Origin of the sequence: Natronorubrum halobium, from assembly GCF_051351675.1 — an archaeon.
GTDB lineage: Archaea > Halobacteriota > Halobacteria > Halobacteriales > Natrialbaceae > Natronorubrum.
In genome coordinates this window covers 2,599,305-2,611,552 of record NZ_CP195595.1, presented here as the reverse complement: position 1 = coordinate 2,611,552, position 12,248 = coordinate 2,599,305, and the positions used below count along the sequence as shown (strand labels likewise).

The following is a 12,248-nucleotide window of genomic DNA, read 5'->3' as shown; positions in this document are numbered from 1 at the left end:
CGCGGTTACTTGTGTCGGTCGAGCAGGTCGTAGCTGCGCTCCCACTCGCTATCCTCGTCGAAGTAGCGCTCGGCGACCGGCTGGTCGGGCAGTTCGCCGACGGCGGCCTTCTCCTCCTGGTAGGACGGCCGATCGTCCTCGACGTAGTATCGGCCCGTCAGGACGGTCCCGTCTTTGAGGACGTCCTCGGTCTCGTGCATCATCTCGGCGGCTTCGCGCCGGTCGTGGACGTCGAAGTCGTAGTCGTCGGACTCCTGGACGTCGATGTAGGGGACGTACTGGCGAGCGTCCTTATTCCACGTCGGACACTGGGTCAGGAAGTCGACGTGAGCGAAGCCGTCGTGTTCGATGGCCTCCGCGATGATCTCCTTGGCCTGGTTCGGGTTGACGGCGGCCGTCCGAGCGACGTAGCTCGCGCCGGCGTTCAGCGACATCGACAGCGGTCGTAGCGGCGTCTTCGCGCTGCCCGAGGGCTGCGTCTTGGACTTGTGGCCCTTCGGGCTGGTCGGCGAGGTCTGGCCCTTCGTCAGGCCGAAGATCTCGTTGTTGAAGACGATGTAGGTGATGTCGTGGTTCTCCCGGGCCGTGTGGATCCAGTGGTTGCCGCCGATCCCGTAGCCGTCGCCGTCACCGCCCGCGGCGATGACCTCGAGTTCGGGGTTGGCGAGCTTTGCGGCACGAGCCACCGGCAGCGAGCGGCCGTGGATCGTGTGGAAACCGTAGGTATCGAGGTAGCTGTTCAGCTTGCCGGAACAGCCGATCCCGGTAACCGTCAGCACCTCTTCGGGCGTCTTGCCGACTTCGGGCAGGGCCTGCTTGAGCGACTTCAGAACGCCGAAGTCGCCACAGCCCGGACACCAGGTCGGCTGCGGTTCGACACCGGGAGTGAACTCGTCCCGGTCGATCTCTCGCTCCTCTCCGATTGCGTTGAATGCACTCATGGTTAGTCACCTGCAGCGGGTTCGATTCGCACCTGTGCGGTCGGCTCGCGGTCGTCGTCTGCGAGGTTGACCTCGTAGCCTTCGACGACCTCCGCCGGTTCGAACGGGTTCCCGTTGTACTTGAGGAGACTGGTCATCTTGTCGCCGAAGCGACCGAGTTCCTTCTGGATCAGGCCGCGGAACTGGGCGGTGGCGTTCATCTCGACGACCATCGCCTCGTCGACGCTCTCGAGGAATTCGGTCACTTCCCGCTCGGCGAAGGGCATCATATCGGAGACGCCGATCCCCTTTACGGAGTGGCCTTGCTCGTTCAGGCGCTCGACCGCCTCTTCGACGGCACCCTGGCTCGAGCCCCACGTGATGATGCCGTAGTCGGCGTCTTCGTCGCCGAAGTACGTCTGGTTGGAGTCGTACTCTTCGTCGAGCGTCTCGCGGATGGTCTCGAGTTTCTCGATGCGCCGCGTCATCTGTGCGACGCGGTTGTCGGGATCCTCGCTGATGTGGCCGACGGGCGAGTGCTCGTTCCCGGTCGCGAGGTAGCGTCCGCCTTTCTGGCCGGGAATCGACCGCGGGGCGACGTTGTCCTCGGCGTCCTCGTGGTTGAAGCGCTTGAACTTCCCACTCGCGTCGTGGGCCGCTTCTTTGAGTTCCGCTTCAGTCATCGTCGCGCCCAGGCCGGGTTCGGGCTCGCGGTCGAAGAACTCGACGTCGACGTTCGTGTTCTCGCCGGAGAGCTTCTGGTCGTAGATGATGATCGTCGGGATCTGGTAGTCCCAGGCGATCTCGAAGGCCAGCCGAGTCTGTTCGTAGGCCTCCTCGATGTTGCCCGGCGCGAAGACGACTCGCGAGGAGTCGCCCTGGCTCGTGTAGAGCACGAACTCGAGGTCGCCCTGTTCGGGCTTCGTCGGCATCCCGGTCGAGGGACCGGCACGCATCGACTCGACGAGCACGAGCGGCGTCTCGGTCATCTCGGCGAGTCCGAGCGGTTCGCTCATGAGCGCGAAGCCACCGCCGGAGGACCCGGACATGGCCTTCGCACCCGCGTGGCTCGCACCGACGGCGAGCGCCGCGGCGGCGATCTCGTCTTCGACCTGCTCGGAGACGCCACCCATGTCGGGGAAGTTCTGGCTGAGGATGGTGAACACGTCCGTCCACGGCGTCATCGGGTAGCCGGCGATGAATCGGCAGCCACCGTCGATCGCACCGTAGGCGATCGCGTTCGATCCCGACAGCAGCGCCTGCTCGGTGTCGTGTTCGCCCGTCGGAGCACGAAGGTCGTGTTCGAAGTCGTACTCCTCGTTGACGGTGTCGTAGGCCTCGTGGAGAATCTCGAGGTTCGCCTCGAGGATGTCCCCGCCCATGGCGTCGGACATCAGATCCTCGATGTGCTCGAGGTCCATGTCGAGCAGGGCCGCGGTGACACCGACACCGGCGGTGTTGCGCATGACCTCGCGGCCGTGCTCTTTAGCGAGTCCGCGGAGGTCCATCGGGAAGACGTGCCAGTCGTTCTCCTCGGCACGCTCCTCGAGGTTGACTTCCTCGACGTCTTCCTCGCTGATCAGACCCTCGTCGTAGACGATGATGCCGCCCTCTCGCAGTTCGTCCAGATTCTCGGACAGCGGCTTGATCTCCTCGTTGCCGTAGTAGGCTTCCTCCTGCGGGTTGCGGGCGAAGGAGTCGCCCAGCGAGAGCAGGAAGTTGTAGCCATCTCCCCGTGACTGTACCTCGTGGGCTGCGGCTCGGATTTCGACGTATGTGTGGCCGCCGCGAATCCGCGACGGATAGTGCCGATGGGTGAATACGTCGAGCCCCGAGCGCATCAGCGCTTTTGCGAAGTTCTGACTCGTCGAGTCGATCCCGTCTCCGGAACCGCCTGCAACTCGCCAGATGAGTTCGTCGTCGCTCATAGTAGATCAGTGGCCGGTATGGCCAACCGTACCCTGATTTTGATCCACGTGACCTAAAGCCTTTGCTATAGATTATCATGCATCTATCGTGAAGAATGAACAACCACACAATATACGAGATTATTGACCGTGAACGTTCGGTGTACTAGTGAATTTACCTATTGTTTGTGAACGATTGACCGTTCGTAGAACGGTGTCGGCGTTGCTATACTTGCGCGATGGTAAATTATTATATATCTGTTTCTGATAACGGGCTCGGATGGCCTCCTAATCAGTTTCTCACGTGTCCGCCGTCCGGCGATCTATCGGGAACGCTCGAGGCGGACCGTGGCCCACACGAACGAAGATCAGCCGACTGACGGCTCGAGACTAGCGAACGAGACCGCCGAGAGTCGGACAGTACTGCGAAAACGTACGAACGCGAAAACGGTCGCTATTCGTTGTTCGGGTTACTCGGATGGTAGTCCGTATCGTACTCGCCCGGTTGGTCGTCGACGCGGTCGGGGTTGAGTCGGCCCGACAGGAGCATGAAGTCGACGAGCGTCAGGGCGAGCATCGCCTCGACGACGGGGACGCCTCGGGGTGGAAGGACGGGATCGTGGCGGCCGATGACCTTCTCCTCTTTGAGTTCGCCGGTCTCCCAATCGGCGGTCTGCTGGCTCTTCGGGATCGACGTGGGCGCGTGGAGAGTGACTTCGCCGTAGATGGGCTCGCCGGAGGAGATGCCGCCCTGAATGCCGCCGTGGTCGTTCTCGACGGGCGTCGGGTTCCCCCACGTTCGCGGCTCGTCGCCGCTCTCATCCGAGGCGCGGTGCGCCTCGCTGTCGTCGAACTCCCAGTCGTCGTTTCGATCCTTCCCGGTCCACTCTGCGGCCTCGGTGCCGAGTCCGAATTCGAACGCCGTCGTCGCCGGAACCGCCATCATCGCCTGGCCGAGCCGAGCGGACAGCGAGTCGAATCGCGGCGCGCCGAGGCCGACCGGGACGCCCTGCGCCTCGAAGTAGATGCTCCCGCCGATGGAGTCGCCTTCCTCCTGGTAGTCGGCGATCAGGTCCTGCATCTCGTCGGCGGTTTCGGGGTGGGCACAGCGAACGTCGTTTTCCTCGCTGTGCTCGAGCATCTCCTCGAAACTCACGTCAGGGGCCTCAATGTCGCCGATCTGGTTCACGTGGCCCTTCAGTTCGATCCCCTCCCGTGCGAGCAGTTTCTTTGCGATGGCGCCGGCAGCGACCCAGTTGACCGTCTCTCGCGCGGACGAGCGACCGCCGCCGCCCCAGTTTCGCGTGCCGAACTTCGCGGAGTAGGTGAAGTCGCCGTGGCTGGGCCGCGGCGCGGTGATGAAGGGTTCGTACTTGCCCGAGCGGGCGTCCTTGTTCTGAATGACCAGCCCGATCGGCGTGCCCGTGGTGTAGCCGTCCTGTACGCCCGACTTGATCGAGACGGCGTCGGGTTCGCCGCGGCTGGTCGTGATCATCGACTGGCCGGGTTTGCGTCGATCGAGGTCTTCCTGAATGTCGTCTTCGGAGAGTTCGAGGCCGGCGGGACAGCCCGAGACCGTACAGCCCATCGCTTCCCCGTGGCTCTCACCGAACGTGGTCACCTGAAAGAGGCGACCGAAGCGGTTGCCGTTCATTACAGGCCCCTCGGGGACGGGGCCACTTAGCGGTACGTGATTCCGCAACGGCGTTCGGAAATTAAGGCTGCACACCCATCCCCAACGCTCTTGCTCTCCAGTAACGCACGTCACATTATACCATGCACCGCCGTTCGTTTCTCGCGGGGGTTGCCTGCTCGAGCGCCGCGGTCGCTGGCCGCCTCTCGGTGACCGAGGCGGCAGCCCTACAGGACGATTCGAGTCCCGAGACATCCCCGGATCCCGAACCACCGGCGGATCCCGACGAGCCGATCGCTCGAGCGACGATCGGTCCGCAGAGCGACGACGAGCCGCCCCACCGCGTCCGCCTCTGGAATCTCGACGACGAACAGCGATCCGTCTCCCTCGTGATCGAATCGGCCGACGGGACTACCGCCCTCGACGGGGGCTACGATCTCGATCCGGAGGCCCACGCCGTCGTTTTCCTTCACGGGCGAGACGAGTACGACCTGACCGTCGATATCGACGGCGCGACGAACACGACCGACCTCGAGGCGTCGTCGTTCGACGACCCCTGCCCCGGGACCGAACTGTTCGTCCTCGAGAACGGGGAGTTCGAATCGACGACGGAGTCGGACGCCGATCACTGTTGAGACGGTCTGCGACTCGAGCGATCGGGGCAGTTCGAACTCGATCGCCGCACCCTGACGCGACCACCTTTTGTCTCGGTCGATGCGCTCGCTTTGCTCGCGGTCTCCCTCGCAAAATCTGTCCGGCGAGAGCGGAGCTCTCGCTGACCTTCGCTCACTTCGTTCGCGAAGAGACCAAAAGGCCCAGATCACTCGTCTCAGAGGAGTTCGAACTCGATCGCAGCTCCCTGCCCGAAGCCGACGCATTCCGTCGCGATCCCGCGCTCGACGCCCTGCCGATTCATCTCGTGGACGAGCGTGACGGGCAGGCGGGCGCCGGAGCAGCCCAGCGGGTGTCCAATGGCTATGGCGCCGCCGTTGACGTTCAACTGGTCGTCCGGAATCCCGAGTTCGCGCTGGGAGTACAGCGTCTGGCTGGCGAAGGCCTCATTGATCTCGACGAGTCCGTAGTCGTCGATCTCGCGACCGGCGCGCTCGAGCAGCCCTTCGGTCGCCGGCACGGGGCCGATCCCCATCTCGGTCGGATCGACGCCGGCAACGTAGCTGGTGCCGACTTCGGCGAGGACCTCGAGGTCGTTCTCGTCGGCAAAGTCGCGGCTGGTCAAGAGGACGCCAGCGGCACCGTCGGCGATCTGGGAGGCGTTGCCGGGCGTGACGGTGCCGTCTTCCTTGAAGGCGGTCGGTAATTCGGCCAACTTCTCGGGGGTGGTTCCGGGACGCAGGCCCTCGTCCTCGTCGTGGGTCCCGTCTTCCGTCTCGAGGGGGACGATCTCGTCGTCGAACGTCCCTTCCTCGGTGGCCTCGACGGCGCGCCGCTGGCTCCGAGCGCCGTACTCGTCCTGTTCATCCCGGGAGATGCCGTACTTCTCGGCGACCTTCTCGGCCGTCATCCCCATCTGGAGGTTGCGCATGCCGTACTCCTCGTCGAGTTTCGGGTGCATGCTCCCGCTCTCTGCGGAGCCCATCTTCACGCGGCTCATGCTCTCGACGCCGCCCGCGAAGACCGCTTGCTGTCGGCCCGCGGCGATCGAGTCCGCGGCGCTGATGATCGCCTGTGCGGAGGACGCACACTGTCGGTCGATCGTGGTCGCGGGAACCTCTTCGCCGAGATCGGAGAAGAGGGCGATCTGTCGGGCGATGTTCGCTCGCTGTTCGTCGCGCTGCTGTGCACAGCCCCACATCAGGTCGTCGATGTCGTCACCGGAGAGTCCCGTTTCCGCGAGCATCTCGTTGACCAGCGGAATCGAGAGGTCTTCGCTGCGGAACTCGGAGAGCGCACCGTCTTCTCTTCCCTGTGCCGTTCTAACAGCGCTAACGATTACCGGTGTGGTATCTGCCATTGTATAACACAATCGTTCGTGATCGTAAATAGCTAACTTCTCCGGAAAGCGACGAGCGAACCTACCGAGTAGCTGCCGGCGTCGCTTCCGAGCGGTCGGGACGGACGATACCCGAGTCGCGGCGCTCGAGGTCGACGACCGGATCCGTGAGCGCGAGCGCCGTCAATTCCGCCACTCCTCCATCATTTCGGCGCGTTTCTCATCAAAAAACTTAATTGATTACTTGACAACAATTCAATATGGTCCGACGCCGCCAAATCCTCCTCGCGACGCTCGCCGCCGGAGCGGCCGGTACTGCGGGCTGCGTGAGCGACGATCCCTCCAGCGACGATCAGTCGACGGACTCGAACGACGACGATACTCCGCCGGACTTAGCGCCCACGGCCGACGGCGTCTACCGGGTCGACATCGACGCCGTCAGCGACCGATCGGCGTCGATCGACGACTCCCAGCAGCTCTCCTACGCCGGCGATCCCGAAGTCGTCTGGTGGTACGAACGGGTTCTCGAGTCCGAAGAGTCGACCGGATCGACCCCCGAGTTGGCCGTCGATCCGGTCATCGACACGACCGACGACGTGGAGAACCTCTTTTTGGCACCGGTGTACGACGCCGACGCCGAAAACTGGGAGATCCACGCCTACGCCGACGAGACGTACTACGAGGCCAGGGACACGCGGCAGTTCTGGATCGGACGGTTCTACACGGAATCGGACGAGGACCAGCCGGTTCGCGGGCACGATGCGGCGTTCACCGAGCATCACGACGGCGTCTACCGCGCGACCCTCGAGTACGGCGAGACGCCGCCCGAGACCGAACATCCCGACCAGTCGAGACAGGTGTTCCTCACGAACAGGAAGTGGGACGAGACGGCGCTCGAAGAAGCGGAATCGATAATCGGCGCCGCCGTAGGTCCCGCTCGAGTCGGTCCGCCTGCTCCGGACTACGACGAGGCGGACGAAGACGACCCGGCCCCGGTGGTCGATTTCTCGTTCGAGTACGATCCCGACGCGAAGACGATTACGATCGTCCACGAGGACGGTCCCGCGTTCCGGGGAGAACACGTTCAGGTCGGGTTCGAAGGCGGCCTCACCGAGGAACAGTTTGCCGGCGAGATTACCGCCGGCGACGCGCTCACCGTCGCGGTTCCGAGCGCCGACTCCGGCGAGTACCTCGCGGTCACGTGGAGGGGGCCGGAGGGAGAGCACCACATCGTACTCGACCGCTTCCAGATTCCCGAGTGACCCGTCGCGCTGTCCGATCGCGGCGATCGTCCGGCCGTTCCTCGAAGGGGATGACCGTCGCTATTACCCGTCGTCGCGCTCGAGTCCGGCCCCTAACTCCTCGAGCATCGCGAAAAAGCCGGGGAACGAAACGTCGACGTGGTTGGCGCCCTCGACGGTCGTCTCGCCGTCGGCGATCAGTCCCGCGAGCGCGAGCGACATGATGATCCGGTGGTCGTGACGGCCGGAGACCGTCGTCCCCTCGAGGGCGGAGTCGCTCCCGTGGATCGTCAGCGAGTCCCGTTCCTCGGTCGTCTCGACGCCCATCTTGCCCAACTCCTCGGCCATCGCGCTCACGCGGTCGGTCTCCTTGTACCGGACGTGCTCGGCGTTCGTGATGTGGGTGTCGCCGTCGGCGACGGCGCCGAGGGTCGCGATCGTCGGTAACAGATCGGGCGTGTCCTCGACGTCGACCTCGATCCCCGAGAGCGGGGCGCTCGAGACGTCGATCGTCCCCGCCTCGCGGTCCCACTCGACGTCGGCACCCATCCGATCGACGATGTCGACGATGGCGGTATCGCCCTGCGCGCTCGGGTTAGCGCCCTCGATACGGACTCCCGCGCCGTCGGCTCCGGCGATGGCGCCCGCCGCGAGCGGATACGAGATCGACGAGAAGTCGCCGGGGACGGCGTACTCGCCGCCGACCGGATCGTAGGACTGCCCGCCGTCGACCGCGAAACCGTCCTCGGTGTGACGCGCCTTGACCCCGAAGTCCTCGAGCACCTCGAGCGTGATATCGACGTAGGGGGCGGACTTGAGTTCGGTCTCGAGGACGACGTCGATCCCGCCGTCGGTGACCGCTCCCGCCATCAGGAGCGCGGTGATGTACTGCGAGGAGACGTCGCCCGGAATGGAGACCTCCTCGCCCGAGATCGGGCCGGTGACGATCAGCGGCGCCTGGCCGTTGCCCCGGGTGCTGAACGCCTCGCCGCCGAGGTCCGTGAGCGCCTCGAGAAGCGGCCCCTGCGGTCTCGAGCGCAGCGACTCGTCCCCGGTGAGCACCGAGGTGCCGTCCGCGAGCGCGGCCGCGGCGGTCACGAGACGCATCGTCGTTCCGCTGTTGTCGCAGTCGATGACGTCCGCGGGAACGTCCGGCCGGCCATCGAAGCCGTCGATCTCGAGCGTGCCGTCCTCGCGTCGCTCCACGTCGCCGCCGAACAGATCGACGGCGCGGGCGGTCGCCTGCGTGTCTGCACTCCAGAGGGCGTCGCGGACCGACGCGCGGTTCGCGTATCCTGCGGCGAGGATCGCCCGGTGGGTGTAGCTCTTCGACGGCGGTGCCTGGGCCGATCCCTCGAGGCTCGAGGGCGTGATAGTGACGTTCATGATTGGCCTGTGGAGTGGCCTCCCTATACCGATACCGATCCTCGAAGTAGTGAATAGGGGACAGCGGATCGAACGAGCGGAGACGGCCGTCGAGAGACGACCCGCACGATGGGTCTTAGTCTCTGGGTCGAAGTTCCCGCTCCTCCTCGAGGCGTTGACAGCCGAGGACTAACGAATCGGGAATGCCGGCCGCGTCCGCTTGCAGGGCTTCGAAAACCGCAGCGACTTCGTCGAATCGGGGGCCACGAGAGGCGACGAAGGGCTCGGTTTGCCATTCGACGAACCCCATATCTGCCAACATCGGGAGATGACAGTGGAGCAGCTCCCGTCGATGGTCGTCCGGATCGGGGGGTACGTTCGGGTTCACCGCACTCTCGGGCAGTGGAACAGGCTGGTCCGCCGGACTGTCTAACAGGGCGACGATCAGTTGCCGACGTGGTTCGGCCGAGACGGCCCTGAAAACGGCGTTCCAGCCGCGAATGACGCGTTTTCCGTTCTCGTACCGTACTCCGGTCATACTCCCCCATTCGATCCGTAGAACATAAATAATTGTGACGGTTAGGGACGTTCCCACGATCCGATTTTCGAATTACGAGTCGTCCGCTGCGGAACGGCGTTGGAGTACGCGGGTCTCGAGTCGAGGCGACCGCGCTACGGACAGCCGATCGATGCCGCGATGTCGCGTAGCGGATCGTCGTCTAGCAGACTCGAGACCTCGTAGTTCAGCGCGCCGCACTCCCAGAAGATGCTCTGCAGCCGACCGTCGCGGTAGTAAGCCGTCCGGCCATCGATCTCGATTTCCTCGAGTGCGTCCGTGCTGAACCGCTGAACTTCGCGGACGGTCACGAAGAGTTCGCGCGCAACGATGTTCGGATCGTTGTACCACAGCCTCGTGGTCGTTCCGAACCGCTCAGCCTTCTCGACGACCGTGACGCGATCGAGGTCGTACGGCTCCGGAACGTCCGGCTCCGGTAACTCGTACGGGACGATGGCCTCGGCGGCGGTTCGCGACTCGAAGACGCCCTCGGGTTCGGGTCCATCCGTGACGACGGTCGCATCCGCCGGCGGCTCGTACGTGAACGTTCCCGGCTCCAGCCCCGCGTCGATCTCGAGGTCCTCGTACGTGACCGTCAGGCTGTGGAGCGTCTCGTCGCCGTCGGTGATCGCATTTCGCTCCCTGATCGGGTACCGATACTCGTCGTCGATCCAGACGGTCCGGGAGACGTCCAACTCCTCGAGATCTCCCGTCACACGTAACGGAACGACGTACGTGGTATCCCCGACGACGAGATCGATCGTCGGCCCGATGTCCTCGATCGGCGGCCGCGTCTCGATGCGGTGGACCTCGCGGCCGTCGACGACCGCCGGTCCCTCGTATCCCAGGCGGTAGTCCGCGAGGAGGTTCTCGAGGACCCGTTGGGTTCGGTCGGTGTCGACCTTGTTCGGGTGGTACTGCTTGTCGACCGTTGCCGTCTCGGGATTGTACTCCCACGTCGTCTCCCGGTTCGTCACGGAGACCGATCCGACCGGCGCGTCCGGATCGGTCGACCCGACGACCTCGATGCGCTGTTTGGCCGGCGGTCGCCGTGCGATCCGCTCCGTGCGTTCGACGGTGCCGTCCGAGGTTTCGACGGTCATCGTCCGACGGGCTGCGAGTTCGCTCATGCGGCGGCGAGTCCCGATCGCATCCCGGACGAGCTCCTCGCTCGAGGGCGGATCGTCGTCGCCGTCGCTAGGATAGCTAACACAGCCAGCCAGCGCGACGGCTACCCCCGCCGTCAGAACCCGTCGACGATTCATATACGAACGGATGAACGTCGTTAAATCATAAGTCTGTGGGTCGAATCCATCACGTGCTCGCTCGACATCGACCGGGATCCGCGATATTATGTGGCCGCCGGTCGGACACCGACGTATGGATATCGACGTCGACCTCTCTTCGCTACGGGAGTCTCTCGAGGCGAACGGAGTGGACGGCTACCTGATCGACGACGACGCGTCGGACTCCGACCAGCGGTACGTCTCCGGCTTCACCACGCCGGATCCCTACCAGACGCTCGTCACGCGGGACGACGTTCACCTGCTCGTTTCGGGGCTCGAGTACGGCCGCGCGAGTTCGGAAGCCAGCGCCGATTCGGTGACGCGTCGCTCGACGTACGATTATCAGGAACTCGTCGCCGAATACGGGCCTTACGAGGCGAAGAGCCGCATGCTCGTGGCGTTTCTGGACGACCACGACGTCGGCTCGCTGGCCGTCCCGCGGAACTTCCCGACCGGAACCGCGGACGGGTTGCGAGAGCTGGGGCTCGAGATCACGGTCGAACCCGAGGGCATCGTCGAGGAGATCCGGGCGAGGAAGACCGAGTGGGAACGCGAGCAGATCGAGGCGACCCAGGACGCCAACGAGGCGGCGATGGCGACCGCCGAGGAGCTGATCGCCGGTGCAGATATCGACGACGACGGCACGCTCGTCCGCGACGGCGAGGCGCTCACGAGCGAACGAGTCAAAGAGGAGATCGAAGTCACCCTGCTCCGCCACGGCTGCGGACTCGACGACACCATCGTCGCCTGCGGGGCCGACGGCGCGGACCCGCACAACCGGGGCAGCGGCCCGCTCGCGGCCGACGAACTGATCGTGATCGACATCTTCCCGCGGGACAAGGAGACGGGCTACTTCGCGGACATGACCCGCACCTTCGCCCGCGGCGACCCGGGCGAGGAGGCCCGACGGCGGTACGACGTGACGAAAGAAGCCTACGAGGCCGCCCTCGAGGCCGTCGAGGCGGGCGTCACGGGGGCCGACGTTCACGGCGCGGCCTGCGACGTCATCGAGGACGCCGGCTACGAGACGCTGCGCAGCGATCCGAGCACCGAGACCGGCTTCATCCACAGTACGGGCCACGGCGTCGGCCTGGACATCCACGAACAGCCCAGCGTCTCGCCGTCCGGCGGCGAACTCGAGGCCGGGCACGTGATCTCGATCGAACCCGGCATCTACGATCCCGCGGTCGGCGGCGTCCGGATCGAGGACCTCGTCGTCGTCACCGAGGACGGCTACGAGAACCTGACGGAGTATCGGGTAGGACTCGAGCCACGGCGCGAGTAACGACCTCACCGACTTCGGCACGGGACGCTGGATCGCACACCGACTCGGTCTGTTCTGGCCGAATGGTACCGTGTCAAGAGTCGCACTACCGTTTTCCACTATCC

10 protein-coding genes are annotated in these 12,248 nt (G+C 64.8%); 3 read left to right on the top strand and 7 right to left on the bottom strand.

Going from position 1 to position 12,248, the window contains the following annotated elements:
* Positions 1 to 5 precede the first annotated feature (5 nt).
* The 3 genes from ACSFC7_RS12895 to aroC all read right to left on the bottom strand — a co-directional run bounded on the left by ACSFC7_RS12895 (position 6) and on the right by aroC (position 4,481).
* Complete coding sequence (locus ACSFC7_RS12895; RefSeq protein WP_436343175.1) at positions 6 to 941, bottom strand: thiamine pyrophosphate-dependent enzyme; 936 nt, start codon at positions 939 to 941, stop codon at positions 6 to 8.
* A 2-nt stretch (positions 942 to 943) separates the two neighbouring features.
* A complete protein-coding gene (locus ACSFC7_RS12890) occupies positions 944 to 2,848 on the bottom strand; it encodes a 2-oxoacid:acceptor oxidoreductase subunit alpha (RefSeq protein WP_436343174.1) in 1,905 nt (634 codons plus the stop codon).
* Between the two features lie 433 nt (positions 2,849 to 3,281).
* A complete protein-coding gene (gene aroC, locus ACSFC7_RS12885; RefSeq protein WP_436343173.1) occupies positions 3,282 to 4,481 on the bottom strand; it encodes a chorismate synthase in 1,200 nt (399 codons plus the stop codon).
* Positions 4,482 to 4,603: 122 nt separating this feature from the next.
* Between aroC and ACSFC7_RS12880 the strand changes: the two genes are divergently transcribed.
* The gene (locus ACSFC7_RS12880) at positions 4,604 to 5,095 is read left to right on the top strand and encodes a hypothetical protein (RefSeq protein ID WP_436343172.1); all 492 of its coding nucleotides are present in this window, start codon (positions 4,604 to 4,606) and stop codon (positions 5,093 to 5,095) included.
* Positions 5,096 to 5,289: 194 nt separating this feature from the next.
* Here the strand turns inward: ACSFC7_RS12880 and ACSFC7_RS12875 are convergent, their stop codons facing one another.
* Positions 5,290 to 6,432 (bottom strand): thiolase family protein, encoded by a 1,143-nt coding sequence (locus ACSFC7_RS12875; protein WP_436343171.1) that lies wholly within the window; start codon positions 6,430 to 6,432, stop codon positions 5,290 to 5,292.
* 239 nt (positions 6,433 to 6,671) lie between these two features.
* On the opposite strand from ACSFC7_RS12875, the gene ACSFC7_RS12870 reads away from it, so the two are divergent.
* Positions 6,672 to 7,673 carry a hypothetical protein gene (locus ACSFC7_RS12870; RefSeq protein WP_436343170.1) on the top strand — a complete coding sequence of 334 codons (1,002 nt, stop codon included), beginning with the start codon at positions 6,672 to 6,674 and terminating at the stop codon, positions 7,671 to 7,673.
* 63 nt (positions 7,674 to 7,736) lie between these two features.
* On the opposite strand, the gene aroA is transcribed toward ACSFC7_RS12870, so the two are convergent.
* From aroA to ACSFC7_RS12855, 3 genes are all read right to left on the bottom strand, one after another.
* Positions 7,737 to 9,038, bottom strand: a complete 1,302-nt coding sequence (aroA, locus tag ACSFC7_RS12865; RefSeq protein ID WP_436343168.1) for a 3-phosphoshikimate 1-carboxyvinyltransferase — start codon at positions 9,036 to 9,038, stop codon at positions 7,737 to 7,739.
* A 115-nt stretch (positions 9,039 to 9,153) separates the two neighbouring features.
* On the bottom strand, positions 9,154 to 9,555 hold the full coding sequence (locus ACSFC7_RS12860; protein ID WP_436343167.1) for a hypothetical protein: 402 nt from the start codon (positions 9,553 to 9,555) through the stop codon (positions 9,154 to 9,156).
* A 134-nt stretch (positions 9,556 to 9,689) separates the two neighbouring features.
* The gene (locus ACSFC7_RS12855) at positions 9,690 to 10,838 is read right to left on the bottom strand and encodes a LolA family protein (protein WP_436343166.1); all 1,149 of its coding nucleotides are present in this window, start codon (positions 10,836 to 10,838) and stop codon (positions 9,690 to 9,692) included.
* A gap of 115 nt (positions 10,839 to 10,953) precedes the next feature.
* On the opposite strand from ACSFC7_RS12855, the gene ACSFC7_RS12850 reads away from it, so the two are divergent.
* Positions 10,954 to 12,144, top strand: coding sequence for a M24 family metallopeptidase (locus ACSFC7_RS12850; protein ID WP_436343164.1), 1,191 nt, complete (start codon positions 10,954 to 10,956; stop codon positions 12,142 to 12,144).
* Positions 12,145 to 12,248 lie beyond the last annotated feature (104 nt).